Here is a 12882-nt window from a genome sequence, read left to right as displayed (position 1 = left end):
ACTATTCGAACAGTCTAAATACTATCTACTCATTACTTTCATCTACTATAGAAACAGAAAAGGGACTGCAGCTACTGCAGTCCCTTTTCTATTTATGAAACATGAATATTAGTTAGATTATTGTACTTGTTTCGGCTCTGGCATAGTCGCTTTTTTCGCTGCACGAGCTTCTACAATCTTAGCGTACAATGGTTTTTGTTCATCAGTCAACAAATCAGATACTTTTTTGTCTAGATCTGAATTCAAAGCCTCAATTTGAGTAGCTTTTGCATCAGCTGCTGCTGTAGTATCTGCCTTTAAAGCTAGTTTAGCTTTTTTGTGCTCTAATACTACATTATAGATTTGTGTCTGTTGATCTTCTGTCAAGTTCAACTGTTGTGTCCATTCGGTTACAGTTGCTTTTGCTTTCTCTTCTGGATTTACTTCCTGAGCAAATGTTAGAGTTAATGAAAATAATACTGCGGATACTGCTAAAAATAACTTTTTCATGATTTTAATTTTTTTGTTTAATACTTTATTATTTACTCCGTTTCTGTACAATAAATAACAGCCGAATTGTATCTTTTATTGTATGATTGTATCATGTTTGTTACTTTTTAACATTTCTTAACAAGATAATAATACAAACTCAGGGTGATTAAATTTAAAGAATGTTGGCCCTACATATGTTCTGAGCATGATTCTAGTTAAATTCTAATTATTTCAGTTGAATGGAAAAAATATTACAATATGTGACAAAAAAGAAAAAGCTACCTGATATCAAGTAGCTTTTATTTATCGAAATTTGATAAGATCCTTAAGATTTATTTTCTATCGAACTTTCTAATTCTTGAAAAAACTCCATTTCGTTTTCAATAACAATATCAATGGGGATATAAAACGTTGGGATATCTTTCAGCTTATTCATGTCCAGTCGCTGCGCATCCTTCTCGGTAGTCAAAAGTATAGCTTCCTTATTATCATTTAACTTTTCGTAGCGTCCTGTAATAACCTTATAATCGAAATCATCAAATTGATGATGGTCTGCAAATTTTAAATGCTCAACCTTTATTCCTTGGCTATTCAGGTGCTGTACAAGAGGTTTGGGATTTGCAATCCCTGTGACTAGCAAGATTTTCTTTCTTGAAATCGGTTGGTCTGTTTCCGTATTATTTAAAGGAATCCAACCTTTATAGCCTATCCGGCTGTAAAAGATGCCTGCACCGCTATTATGTTTCCTGATCTTTTCCTGGATCTTTAATTTGTTTTCAAATGGAATATAATCAGGGCACTTGCTAATGAGGATAAGATCGGCCCTTTTGGTCTGATCAAAAGTATCTCGATATTGGCCCGTTGGCAATAATATTATAGGTTCGAGGATGGAATGGTATTCAAAGACTAAAATAGAAGTGGTTGGTTTCACCTTACGGTGCTGATATGCATCATCCAGCAGGATCAGGTTATGGTCTTTACTTAGGATTTCAATGCCCTCTGCCCTATCTTCATCAATTGATATGCTGATATCCGGAAAGTTCTTTTTGAATTGCAAAGGTTCATCGCCTACATTTTCAACGAGGTCATCTATTTGAACCAATCGAAAGCCTTTTGTTTTCCTGCCATAGCCCCGGCTTAGGGTAGCAAGCTTATATTTGTTTTTGAAATGGGCAATAAGTTTTTGGGTCAAGGGGCTTTTTCCAGCACCTCCAACGGCCAGATTACCGATCACAATGGTTTTGATGTCAAATGTCCTAGACGAGAGGATATTTAGGTCATACAGCTTGTTTCTTACCCAAATTATTAAGGTATAGAGGATGGTAAAGGGAAGCAATAACCACCTTAATAGCTGCATATCTATTTCTTGATTAACTTGATGCCAACATCGTTTATTCCTCTCAAAGGATTGTCACGCATGTTCTGTTGGATTGAAAATACATATTTTCCCGTATCCGGAAAAGTAAAATTCTCCTGTAGCAGTTTGGTCTGCTCGTACAGATTACCGGCAGAAGGACCAATCCAGCGGCCATCAGCTTCCGCTAACTTGAAATTATAGTGGGCACTGCTATCTTGGATTCCTAAACCTTTTTGCTTGATTCCAAATGAAAAATTGGAGTATGGATAGTAGGCGGTATGCCTAAGGTTGATAAACAGATCGTACTTATCTTGTTTATTCTGTACATCTACCTCAAATTGAGGTTTAAAACCGTTATCCCAGAGTTGACCTGGGATAACGGAATTTCTTTCATAGAATGCCCCTTCCTGACAGGAGGTCAGCAAAAGAGCAACAATAGCTATGAATACAGTTCTATGCATAGGATTAATACTTAACCCTCAGAATTATTGTCTTTGTTTTTGTTATTGAAACGTCTATTCTTATTCTGAGGCCTTCTTCTATTGGTTTTCTGACCTTCTCCAGCTTCCGAATTTCCATTGTTTTCCTTTGGCTTAGGCTGTTTGTTGCCATTGTTTTGTGGCTTATTATCAGCTTTTGGCTTTTGGTTGCCTTGTTCAGGACTTTGTTTCTGTCCATTCTCAGGCTTTCCTGGAACACGTTTTGGTTTGCGTTTCTTTTTCTTTTTATTGCGTTCGTCAAGGCGGGTCAAACTATCCTGTCCAACGACATTTTCATAGTCTGGAATCGCCACATTGATGATTTCCTCTTTTTCAGGGACGATCAATTCTTGCGGTTTCTTGCCTTGTGCATTTAATTCAGCAAATTCTTTTACCTGCTGCACAGATAGTGGGATCCACGATTCTGCATGTGGGTATGAGAACCACATGGTCTTCTTGAAGATATCCGTTTTCTGCAAGTATGCCATACCAGAATGCGTTTCAATACGATCGATATTGTTTGGAATATCCTTTAAGGCATCCATATAGCTGTCCAATTCATAGTTCAGACAACATTTCAATTTACCGCATTGTCCCGCTAGTTTCAAGGTGTTCAGGGAAAGGTTCTGATACCTAGCCGCAGAGGTAGAAACAGTTTTGAAGTCCGTAAGCCATGTCGAACAACAGAGCTCCCGTCCACAAGATCCAATTCCTCCCAAACGACTGGCTTCCTGGCGCATTCCGATCTGTCTCATCTCGATACGGATACGGAAAGCTTCCGCCATTCTCTTGATCAACTCCCGGAAATCCACACGGCCTTCTGCAGTATAGTAGAAGGTCGCCTTTGTCTTATCACCTTGATAATCGACGTCTGAAATCTTCATGGACAAGCCCAGCTCCAGTGCCAAATTACGGGCACGGTGCATGGTTTCCCATTCAAGATCCTTTGCAAGATTATACTTGGCAACATCATTTTCTGTTGCCTTTCGGTATACTTTTTTTACAACGTCGTCAGGTTTAACGTTGTTCTTTTTCAATTGTAGTCTTACCAATTCGCCGGTCAACGAAACGTGGCCAATGTCGTATCCCCCAGTATTAGGTTCCACAACCACCATTTCTCCCATTTCAAGGTATAAATTGTCCGTATTTACAAAAAACTCCTTTCTTGAGCCTTTAAAACGAACTTCTACAATATCAAAAGGTTTATAGTTAGATGGTAAGTCCATATCGACTAACCAATCGTAAACATCCAATTTATTACATCCGCTGGTCATGCACGTACCGTTGTTATTGCAACCTGCTGGTACTGTGCCTAGTGATTTACTTCCGCAACCACCCCCGGATGAGCAACTGCCACATCCCATATGTCTAAAATTATATATATTGAGTTCCCGCTGGGAACGTATTGTATTTAAATAATAAAACTAACTGCAAAGATAAATCTAAAAATAATATTTTAGGATTTGCGTTTCTTTCCACAGAATAATGCGTTTTTTCCAGCAATTCTATAGCAACCTGCAACTTTTCCAAGCTGCTGATCTCACTAAATTTTTTCACGAACTCCAATTCCGCATTCTTAAGAAAGACTAATTGATCTAGCCCTTGGTTTAACAGAACGATCTGTCTGAGCACATTTATGCTGTACAATAAGAACAGTTTTTGGTTCTCCCGACCCAATTTGCTGATTTCCTCATCACAGATCTGAATGATGTTCAAGCCCGCATCCGTCACGATACACCTCAACCAACGGATCAAAAGGTCAAAGTTTTCGTTAGAAGACTCTTCCAGCTGGTCCAGTGCGGATTGCATGTTTCCATCAGCGATAAATGCAACCTCATTTGCACGAACAGGATCCATATTTTTCTGCTCGATCAGGAACTGCATCAATTCCTCATGAGAAAGCTTATTGACCTTCATCAATTGTGTCCTGGAGATGATCGTATTCAAGATCTTGTCCTGATTTTCGGCAACCAACAAGAATAAAGTCTTCGCAGGAGGCTCTTCGATCAACTTCAACAGAGCATTGCCCTGTGTATCGAGATATTCCGGCAGCCACATGATCAAAACCTTATATTCAGCTTCAAAAGCCTTCAGACTTAGTTTCTTGATGATATCATGCGCTTCGGCGATATTGATGTTTGCCTGTTTGTTTTCCGCTTCCAATTGATTTCTCCAATGGCTCAAGCTCAGGTATGGGTTTTCCAGAAAGGCCTTTCGCCAATCTTCCATATAGGTACTTGCCGTTTCATCCGCTTTTTTTGCAAAGAAAGGATAAGAAAAGTGTAAGTCAGGGTGAATCAATTTCTCGTACTTTAGGCATGAGGGGCATAGCCCGCAGCTATCGTCGGCTTGCGGCTGTTCACAATTGATAAACTGCGCATAGGCAAGGGCCAAAGCTAAGCTGCCAGATCCTTCTGGACCTAGAAACAGTTGAGCGTGACTTACTCGATTTTCTCTTACCGTTGAAATAAGATGTTGTTTGAGCGCCTGATGGCCTACGATATTTTTAAATTGCATACCTAATCTTACAAATGTACAAATTTTAATGCAGTGCTTTTTAATGTTTATGCAGCTGAACTCGAATTTGAATTGCAAAAAATTAGATTCTTTTCTGTATTATTGCAATAAAATCTATTAGCTAAAAGAAATGAGATTTATTGTATCTACATCTATATTACTTAAACAATTACAAGCTATTAGTGGCGCCTCCAGCTCCAGCACGGTGCTACCAATCCTAGAAAACTTCCTGTTTGAAATCAAGGACAACCTCCTGACCATCTCCGCTACGGATTTGCAGACCAGTATGGTGACCACCCTTCAGATTGAAGCTAAGGAAGAAGGACGCGTTGCTATGCCATCAAAAATCTTGATCGAGACGTTGAAAACTCTTCCTGATCAGCCTGTGGCGTTCTCTGTAGATACCAAAACTCTAGCTATCGAGATTTCTGCCGGAGACGGTAAATATAAGCTTAGTGGTGAAAATGCAGACGACTTCCCAAAAATCCCTGTCGTAGAGAATATTTCTACCGTGAATATCTCTGCTCCGATCTTGTTGGAAGCCATCAATAAAACCATTTTTGCAGTAAGCAATGACGAACTTCGCCCAGCCATGTCAGGCGTATTCGTGCAATTGGCGGAGCAATCGACTACTTTTGTGGCTACTGATGCGCACAAATTGGTCCGTTATCGCCGTACCGATGTAGGAGCTGATAAACCAACATCGATCATCTTGCCTAAAAAAGCACTTACTTTATTAAAGTCATCTCTTCCTTCGGATGATGTGAATGTTTCAATAGAGTACAACAATACCAACGCATTCTTCCAGTTCGGAACCATCAACTTGATCTGTAGATTGATCGATGAGCGTTATCCAGATTACGAAGCCGTAATCCCTCGTTTGAACCCTAATAAACTGACTGTAGACCGTTCTTTGTTCCTGAACACCCTACGCCGTGTGGTAATCTTTGCAAACAAAACAACCCACCAAGTAAGGTTAAAGATCTCAGGAAGCGAACTGCACATCTCTGCTGAAGATTTGGACTTCTCCAATGAGGCACACGAGAGATTGAGCTGTCAGTTTGAAGGTGAAGACATGGAGATCGGGTTCAATGCGAAGTTCTTGGTAGAAATGCTGAATAACCTAAACTGCGAAGAGGTCGTACTGGAAATGAGTACACCAAACCGTGCAGGTTTATTAGTACCGGCAATCAAGGAAGAACATGAAGATATCTTGATGTTGGTGATGCCAGTGATGTTGAACAATATTTAATAGCTCAAAACTTTGGATTTAATTTATTCCCTAATTGACTTTATCCTCCATATTGATGATCATTTGGTGGAAATCGTCAATAACTATCAGACTTGGACCTATTTGATCCTCTTCCTGATTATTTTTGCCGAAACTGGTCTTGTCGTTACTCCATTTTTACCCGGAGACTCCCTTCTATTTGCAACTGGCGCTATCATCGCCAAGCCTGAGACCGATCTGAACGTCTTTTTGATGTGGGGATTGTTGATGGTTGCAGGTATTTTAGGAGACATGGTGAACTACCATATCGGTAAATACATTGGACCGAAAGCCTTTTCAGGGAAATATAAATTCCTAAAGAAAGAATATTTAGAAAAGACAGAGAAGTTCTACGAAAAATACGGTGGCAAAACCATTATCTATGCGCGATTTGTTCCGATCGTCAGGACCTTTGCCCCATTTGTAGCCGGTGTAGGATCTATGTCCTACGGAAAGTTTGCTTCATACAATGTTATCGGAGCCATTTTATGGGTAACCTCCTTTTTGTTTATTGGATACTTCTTCGGAGGCCTTCCTATTATCAAGGACAACTTTACCTTAGTGGTCTTCGCCATCATTATCTTGTCCATACTGCCTCCAATCATTGAGGTGATCAAAGAAAAATACGGAAAGAAAAAGGAAGCTGAATAAGCTTCCTTTTTCCTTTTAAGTCGCCCTATTGTAGACCAAGGATCATATTCAAGGAAAAGAATTAGCTTGGTGCAATTCTTGCAGTGGAAAATCGAATTTGAAAACATGGAATTAATTTCAACCCTGATCGACTTTATTCTCCATATCGACAAGCATTTGATCGATATCACCCAAGAATATCAAACTTGGACCTACCTGATCCTTTTCCTGATCATCTTTGCAGAAACTGGACTGGTGGTTACCCCATTCCTCCCCGGCGACTCTGTCCTATTCGCCATGGGAGCCCTGATCGCAAAACCTGAAACCAACCTTAGCCTTTGGGTCATGTTGGTCCTGTTGATTGCAGCAGCCATTATCGGTGATTTTGTCAACTATGAAATAGGGAAACACTTTGGACAGCGGGTCTTTACGAAGGACTCCAAGATCTTCAAGCTCTCCTATCTCGAGAAAACCCAAAGCTTTTACAACAAATATGGCCTCAAGACCATTATCTATGCACGCTTTGTACCCATTGTCAGGACCTTTGCCCCGTTTGTTGCCGGCGTAGTCAAGATGCCTTATTCCAAATTCGGCCTCTATAATATCGTCGGAGGTGTCTTATGGGTAACGATGTTTCTTTTGGGCGGTTATTTCTTCGGACAGATCCCATTTGTCAAGAACAATTTCTCGATCGTGGTGCTTGCCATTATCGGCATCTCCCTATTACCCCCTATCATTGAGGTCATTAAAGAAAAAACAGCCAAGAAATCAGCTTAAATTAATAAAGCTGTTTAAACGTTGAGTTTTTTCTGAAGTCAGTATCCTTAAACACAGCTATGCGATATATTTTATTTGCTTTTATCATTTGGGCACAGCCAATCCTTGCCCAGAACATCAAGATCGACAGACGCGAAGCCAAGAAGGCTTACCAATACCTCAATGATTTTCGGATGAACCCCAAGAAATATGGTCGTGAAATCCGGGTTAACAATCTTAGAAATGTAAAACAGACCCGTTTGGTCTGGAATGATAAACTGGCAAAAGTAGCTGAAGAGCGAGCCAAAGATATGGCGAGGAGGAATTACTTTGACCATACCGACCCAAGCGGTTACGGACCAAATTACCATATCAACAAGGCAGGATATTACTTAAATCCCGATTGGCTGAAGAAAAAAAGCACCAATAATTTTGAATCCATCGGAGCCAACCATGAAACCGCCATTGATGGCATCAAATCCTTTATCATTGGCCGCGGATCGCCCGGTTTTATGCACAGGAAGCATGTTTTGGGCATGGATGAATGGAACGGCTCTTTAAGGGATATAGGCATCGGTTTTGTCCGCGTAAAGCGTGGTGCTGCCTATAAAACCTATTTATGCGTGATAATCGCCAAACATGATTGGTAATAGACTCGTTCTTTTCTGTAAGTTTTTTACCTTTGCATATGATAAAATCGATGACAGGTTACGGTATGGGGACCGCTGAAAACGGAACCGTTAAATATACCGTAGAGATCAAATCCTTAAATTCTAAGTTCTTGGAACTTAACCTTCGCCTACCAAAAGCTGTTTCAGACAAGGAATTGGTGCTTCGTGGTGAATGCAGCAAACTGATTGAACGCGGTAAGGTAAATATCAACATAAGCACCGAATATGTTGACCAAACTGCCAAAGCAGCAAGTATCAACGCAGATCTATTAAAAGAATACTATAGACAATTGCAGGACATTGCCTTCCAATTGGGCGATACCAAAGCCAATCTTTTTGAACAAGCCCTGAACATGCCTGAGGTAATCAGCCATGATGATGAGGTGGACGAAGAAGAAGGCAAGGTTTTGATGGATTCCTTTTACGCTGCCGTAAAACAGTTCAACAGCTTTAGAGCTGATGAGGGCGCTGTCCTTAAAAAGGATCTTGAATACCGTGTTTCCTTGATTTTATCATACCTAACCGAAGTAGAAGCTGTTGAAGGAAGCCGTATCCCTTTGATCCGTGAAAGGATCAACCAATATATGGAAGAAGCTGTGGGCAAAGAGAATGTAGACATGAACCGTTTTGAACAAGAGCTGGTTTTTTACATCGAGAAACTAGATATCACGGAAGAGAAAGTTCGCCTACGCTCCCACTGCAACTATTTTGTGGAGGCCCTGAACAGCCAAGATTCCAATGGTAAGAAACTCGGGTTTATTTCCCAGGAAATGGGCCGCGAAATCAATACCTTGGGTTCAAAGGCAAACAATGCCCAGATCCAACAGATTGTCGTGAAAATGAAGGACGAGTTGGAAAAAGTCAAAGAACAACTATTAAACGTACTATAGCATGAGCGGAAAACTGATTATTTTTTCTGCTCCATCCGGGGCAGGGAAAACGACTATCGTTAGAAGATTATTGGAAAAGCATAGCGATAAGATTGCATTTTCTATCTCTGCAAGCACCCGTCAACCCCGCGGTGCTGAAGTAAATGGCGTCGATTACTATTTTATTTCCAAAGAAGATTTCCTTCACAAGGTAGCAAAGCACGAATTCATAGAATTTGAAGAGGTTTATTCAGGAACATTCTACGGAACCCTGCGGTCTGAAGTAGAGCGTATCTGGAACGAAGGCAAGCACGTGATCTTTGATATCGATGTGGTTGGAGGACTTCGATTGAAATCAAAGTTCCCCGACCAAGCCTTGGCTATTTTCGTAAATCCACCTTCCCTAGAAGTCTTGAAAGAAAGATTGACCGGAAGAGGTACAGATTCCCAGGAAAAATTGAACGAACGATTTGCAAAGGCGGAACATGAGCTGAGCTTTGCCGATAAATTTGATGTTATCCTGCATAACAATGATCTGGAAACAGCCTGTGCAGAAGCAGAAAAACTGGTATTAGACTTTATCAACTCATAACATGGCAAAAAGTAAAGTTGGATTATTCTTTGGTTCCTTTAATCCTGTCCATATCGGACATTTGATTATAGCCAATTATATGGCCAACTATACTTCTTTGGACGAGGTATGGTTCATTGTATCCCCTCAGAATCCCTTTAAGGAGAAAAAGAGCCTTGGCAACATGTATGATCGCCTGGAAATGGTCAATTTGGCCATTGAAGGTTCGGATAAACTTCGCGCCAGCGACATCGAGTTTTCATTGCCTCAACCCTCCTATACCATAGATACCCTCACGCACTTGGCGGAAAAATATCCGACCAAGGAATTTATCCTGATCATGGGGGAAGACAATCTCCAGGGATTATTGAAATGGAAGAATGCGGATATCCTGCTTCGTGACTATAAGATCGTGGTCTACCCTAGACCAGGCTATGATGGCGGCGAATTGAAGAACCATCCATCCATCAGCATGACCGATACGCCAGTGATGGAACTGTCGTCCACCTTTCTGAGAAACGCTATCAAGGAAGGGAAATCCATTAAGTTTTACACCCCAGATGCAGTGATCGATTTTATTGACAAAAAGGGGCTATATTCATCTTAAAACCATAATTCCACCCGCTTTATTAAAAAAATAAATTTTTGAAAACCATTTTTTCAACTTTCTGTTTATCGTATATATCACATTAATTAAAGGAGGAAAATCAAAATGGATAAATTAGATTTAAAAGGTAAATGGAACGAGTTGAAAGGCAAGATCAAACAACAATATGCCGAGTGGACAGATGATGATTTGGCCTATGAAGAAGGAAAAGACGATGAGTTACTGGGCAAATTGCAACAGAAGCTTGGTAAATCCAGAGAAGAAGTAATTGACTGGTTGAACAAACTAGGTTAATGTAATAAATAGGAAGAAGAAGGTCGACATCACGTCGACCTTCTTCTATTTTACAGCTTAGCTAAAATCTTGGCCTAGGATTTCAGCTTAATACCAGCCTATTTATAGCAGAATTTCCTTGACCTTATTCGAGGCATATTCGAGAGATATCTTCAAATTTCTATTTTGCCTCGAATAAGGGTAAAACAAGGTCAAAAGATAAATATATAGCCTCAACATGTGGAGGGGTAGAAAGAATAATGTTGCATGAGGTCCATTCCATACGGGAGGCTTAATGGAAACCTATTGAATCTTTAACATCTTCATGATTTTGGGAGGCTGATAATGAACCCATATTTTACTAACTTAGCACTATGACAAAAAAGAGACCCACGATATTGGTCGTAAATGACGATGGAATTACGGCGCCAGGAATAAAAGTTCTTTTAGAGGTTATGCAGGAAATTGGGGATGTCGTGGTGGTTGCACCGGACAGTCCACAGTCTGGAATGGGCCATGCCATTACGATTGGCAAGCCTTTGCGCCTAGATAAGATAGACCTGTATCCTGGGGTTGAGATGTATAAATGTTCGGGTACTCCTGTTGATTGCGTCAAATTGGCCGTCAACAAGATCTTTAAAGGGAAGAAACCAGACTTATGTGTATCAGGTATCAACCATGGCTTGAACTACTCCATCAATGTGCTGTATTCAGGTACCATGTCGGCAGCTGTGGAAGGGGCTATCGAGGGTATCCCATCGATTGGATATTCCTTGGATGACTTCGCGCACAATGCCGATTTTTCCCATACCCGTTCCTGGGTGAAGACCATTGCAGAGCAGGTATTGAAAAACGGTCTGCCAAAAAACTCCCTATTGAACGTGAACTTTCCAAACAAGAACGTGGACATTAAAGGCATCAAAATCTGCAGGCAGGCGAATGCCAAGTGGTTTGAGGAGTTTGATGAACGCTTGGATCCCTATAAGAGAGAGTATTTTTGGATGACCGGTAAATTTGACCTGCAGGATCGCGGGGAAGATACCGATGCCTATGCGATCATAAATGGTTATGTTTCCATTGTTCCGACACAGTTTGATATGACGGCTCACCATGTGATTCCGGAGTTGAATTCTTGGTCATTTGATAGTTAATACATGAAAAACAGTATTCTTGTGGGTGTGCTAATGGGATTAGTTTGCCCATTGATAGCCTTTTTGGCCATGAAATTCACCAGTATCCAAAGCCAGGTCTTTCCCGATAAACCGACCGGCCTATATGTGATTGCAGCGGCAATCAATTTAGTAGGTTGTTGGATCAGTTATAAAAAGGATAAGGATCTATTGGGGAACGGTTTGGTATTGGCGACCTTTTTAGGAATGATACTATTGGTGCTGACCAAGAACATCAGCATCACATAAAATTGAAAGAAAACATGGAACTTACATTGGGATTTTCTCCCTGTCCGAACGATACCTTTATATTTGATGCCCTGATCCATAACAAGATCGATTGCGAAGGCCTACAGTTTCACGTGGAATACCATGATGTTGAAACCTTGAATGCCAAGGCATTCCGGGGCGATCTGGACATCACTAAACTGAGCTATCATGCCTTTGCATATGCCGTGGAGGACTATGAGCTTTTGGATGCTGGGTCAGCACTTGGATTTGGTGTAGGACCTTTGTTGATCTGCAAGGATGAGTCCTTGGCAAAAGAATTGGCTAGTTATGCCGGCCAGGAAATACCGGAACGATTCAAAGAGCTGAAGGTCGGTATCCCTGGGAAATTTACGACAGCGAACTTCTTGTTGAGCTTGGCCTTTCCGGGGCTGTTGAACAAGCAGGTGATGCTTTTTTCAGAAATTGAGCAGTCTTTATTGGACGGAAGCATCGATATAGGATTGATCATCCATGAAAACAGGTTTACCTATATGGACAAAGGTCTGCACAAAATCGTGGACCTGGGCGACTATTGGGAGAGAACGACGGGCTCTGCCATACCTTTGGGCGGAATCGTGATCAAGAGGTCGCTGCCCGAAGAGGTGAAGCTGAAGGTGAACCGGTTGATTTCGGAAAGCGTCAGGTTTGGTTTTGACCATCCTAAGTCGGGGCTGGAGTATATCCGTTCCCATGCACAGGAAATGGAAGAATCGGTGATGTACAAGCATATTGAACTCTATGTAAATCAGTATTCCGAAAACCTAGGTGAAGAGGGGAAAAAGGCCATCCGACAGATGTTTGAAAAGGCTCTGGAACTCAACTTAGTGCCCAGTACGGGGAAAAACATATTTTTAGTAAAATAATTGATAAAAAAGAATCAGGAAAGCATTAGTTATCAACCTTAATAATTAAATTTGCCCGATTAATGTCAAAATGTCTGCTTATTTGATTTGGAGTCATTATTGTACATGC

At 40.8% G+C, this 12882-nt stretch carries 16 protein-coding genes; 11 read left to right on the top strand and 5 right to left on the bottom strand.

Going from position 1 to position 12882, the window contains the following annotated elements:
- Nucleotides 1–117: 117 nt before the first annotated feature.
- The 5 genes from RT138_RS12605 to RT138_RS12585 all read right to left on the bottom strand — a co-directional run bounded on the left by RT138_RS12605 (nt 118) and on the right by RT138_RS12585 (nt 4824).
- Nucleotides 118–489, bottom strand: coding sequence for a hypothetical protein (locus tag RT138_RS12605; protein ID WP_313190972.1), 372 nt, complete (start codon nt 487–489; stop codon nt 118–120).
- 307 nt (nt 490–796) lie between these two features.
- Nucleotides 797–1828, bottom strand: a complete 1032-nt coding sequence (lpxK, locus tag RT138_RS12600; RefSeq protein ID WP_313190971.1) for a tetraacyldisaccharide 4'-kinase — start codon at nt 1826–1828, stop codon at nt 797–799.
- 2 nt (nt 1829–1830) lie between these two features.
- Nucleotides 1831–2289 (bottom strand): gliding motility lipoprotein GldH, encoded by a 459-nt coding sequence (locus RT138_RS12595; protein WP_185212759.1) that lies wholly within the window; start codon nt 2287–2289, stop codon nt 1831–1833.
- 11 nt (nt 2290–2300) lie between these two features.
- Nucleotides 2301–3671: a regulatory iron-sulfur-containing complex subunit RicT gene (locus RT138_RS12590; protein WP_313190970.1), complete on the bottom strand. Its 1371-nt coding sequence runs from the start codon at nt 3669–3671 to the stop codon at nt 2301–2303.
- A 10-nt stretch (nt 3672–3681) separates the two neighbouring features.
- The gene (locus tag RT138_RS12585; RefSeq protein ID WP_313190969.1) at nt 3682–4824 is read right to left on the bottom strand and encodes a hypothetical protein; all 1143 of its coding nucleotides are present in this window, start codon (nt 4822–4824) and stop codon (nt 3682–3684) included.
- Nucleotides 4825–4954: 130 nt separating this feature from the next.
- Between RT138_RS12585 and dnaN the strand changes: the two genes are divergently transcribed.
- The 11 genes from dnaN (at nt 4955) to RT138_RS12530 (ending at nt 12773) form a co-directional block, all read left to right on the top strand.
- Entirely contained in the window at nt 4955–6076 is a 1122-nt protein-coding gene (gene dnaN / locus RT138_RS12580) for a DNA polymerase III subunit beta (RefSeq protein ID WP_185212762.1), read from the top strand.
- Between the two features lie 12 nt (nt 6077–6088).
- A complete protein-coding gene (locus tag RT138_RS12575; RefSeq protein WP_313190968.1) occupies nt 6089–6745 on the top strand; it encodes a DedA family protein in 657 nt (218 codons plus the stop codon).
- A gap of 105 nt (nt 6746–6850) precedes the next feature.
- A complete protein-coding gene (locus RT138_RS12570) occupies nt 6851–7501 on the top strand; it encodes a DedA family protein (protein WP_185212764.1) in 651 nt (216 codons plus the stop codon).
- A 59-nt stretch (nt 7502–7560) separates the two neighbouring features.
- On the top strand, nt 7561–8130 hold the full coding sequence (locus RT138_RS12565) for a CAP domain-containing protein (protein WP_313190967.1): 570 nt from the start codon (nt 7561–7563) through the stop codon (nt 8128–8130).
- Between the two features lie 38 nt (nt 8131–8168).
- Nucleotides 8169–9041: a YicC/YloC family endoribonuclease gene (locus tag RT138_RS12560; protein WP_185212766.1), complete on the top strand. Its 873-nt coding sequence runs from the start codon at nt 8169–8171 to the stop codon at nt 9039–9041.
- Nucleotide 9042: 1 nt separating this feature from the next.
- On the top strand, nt 9043–9612 hold the full coding sequence (gene gmk, locus RT138_RS12555) for a guanylate kinase (protein WP_254526747.1): 570 nt from the start codon (nt 9043–9045) through the stop codon (nt 9610–9612).
- 1 nt (nt 9613) lies between these two features.
- Entirely contained in the window at nt 9614–10198 is a 585-nt protein-coding gene (gene nadD, locus RT138_RS12550; RefSeq protein ID WP_313190966.1) for a nicotinate (nicotinamide) nucleotide adenylyltransferase, read from the top strand.
- Between the two features lie 105 nt (nt 10199–10303).
- Nucleotides 10304–10492, top strand: coding sequence for a CsbD family protein (locus RT138_RS12545; RefSeq protein WP_093099980.1), 189 nt, complete (start codon nt 10304–10306; stop codon nt 10490–10492).
- Between the two features lie 353 nt (nt 10493–10845).
- Nucleotides 10846–11622 carry a 5'/3'-nucleotidase SurE gene (surE, locus tag RT138_RS12540; RefSeq protein WP_185212769.1) on the top strand — a complete coding sequence of 259 codons (777 nt, stop codon included), beginning with the start codon at nt 10846–10848 and terminating at the stop codon, nt 11620–11622.
- Between the two features lie 3 nt (nt 11623–11625).
- Nucleotides 11626–11889 carry a hypothetical protein gene (locus tag RT138_RS12535; protein ID WP_313190965.1) on the top strand — a complete coding sequence of 88 codons (264 nt, stop codon included), beginning with the start codon at nt 11626–11628 and terminating at the stop codon, nt 11887–11889.
- A 14-nt stretch (nt 11890–11903) separates the two neighbouring features.
- Nucleotides 11904–12773, top strand: a complete 870-nt coding sequence (locus RT138_RS12530) for a 1,4-dihydroxy-6-naphthoate synthase (RefSeq protein ID WP_313190964.1) — start codon at nt 11904–11906, stop codon at nt 12771–12773.
- The last annotated feature ends 109 nt before the right edge of the window (nt 12774–12882 follow it).

Origin of the sequence: Sphingobacterium sp. (assembly GCF_032065005.1) — a bacterium.
In the GTDB taxonomy this organism is placed as follows: Bacteria; Bacteroidota; Bacteroidia; order Sphingobacteriales; family Sphingobacteriaceae; genus Sphingobacterium.
Note: the sequence above shows the minus strand (reverse complement) of the source record. Positions and strands in the feature narration are given on the sequence as shown.

Excerpts from the sequence above, each read along its gene's own strand:
- RT138_RS12535 (WP_313190965.1), top strand. The coding sequence starts at position 11,626 with ATGAAAAACAGTATTCTTGTGGGTGTGCTAATGGGATTAGTTTGCCCA.
- lpxK (WP_313190971.1), bottom strand. The coding sequence starts at position 1,828 with ATGCAGCTATTAAGGTGGTTATTGCTTCCCTTTACCATCCTCTATACC.
- RT138_RS12565 (WP_313190967.1), top strand. The coding sequence starts at position 7,561 with ATGCGATATATTTTATTTGCTTTTATCATTTGGGCACAGCCAATCCTT.
- surE (WP_185212769.1), top strand. The coding sequence starts at position 10,846 with ATGACAAAAAAGAGACCCACGATATTGGTCGTAAATGACGATGGAATT.
- RT138_RS12585 (WP_313190969.1), bottom strand. The coding sequence starts at position 4,824 with ATGCAATTTAAAAATATCGTAGGCCATCAGGCGCTCAAACAACATCTT.
- RT138_RS12560 (WP_185212766.1), top strand. The coding sequence starts at position 8,169 with ATGATAAAATCGATGACAGGTTACGGTATGGGGACCGCTGAAAACGGA.
- RT138_RS12545 (WP_093099980.1), top strand. The coding sequence starts at position 10,304 with ATGGATAAATTAGATTTAAAAGGTAAATGGAACGAGTTGAAAGGCAAG.
- RT138_RS12590 (WP_313190970.1), bottom strand. The coding sequence starts at position 3,671 with ATGGGATGTGGCAGTTGCTCATCCGGGGGTGGTTGCGGAAGTAAATCA.
- RT138_RS12570 (WP_185212764.1), top strand. The coding sequence starts at position 6,851 with ATGGAATTAATTTCAACCCTGATCGACTTTATTCTCCATATCGACAAG.
- dnaN (WP_185212762.1), top strand. The coding sequence starts at position 4,955 with ATGAGATTTATTGTATCTACATCTATATTACTTAAACAATTACAAGCT.
- RT138_RS12530 (WP_313190964.1), top strand. The coding sequence starts at position 11,904 with ATGGAACTTACATTGGGATTTTCTCCCTGTCCGAACGATACCTTTATA.
- nadD (WP_313190966.1), top strand. The coding sequence starts at position 9,614 with ATGGCAAAAAGTAAAGTTGGATTATTCTTTGGTTCCTTTAATCCTGTC.
- RT138_RS12605 (WP_313190972.1), bottom strand. The coding sequence starts at position 489 with ATGAAAAAGTTATTTTTAGCAGTATCCGCAGTATTATTTTCATTAACT.
- RT138_RS12595 (WP_185212759.1), bottom strand. The coding sequence starts at position 2,289 with ATGCATAGAACTGTATTCATAGCTATTGTTGCTCTTTTGCTGACCTCC.
- gmk (WP_254526747.1), top strand. The coding sequence starts at position 9,043 with ATGAGCGGAAAACTGATTATTTTTTCTGCTCCATCCGGGGCAGGGAAA.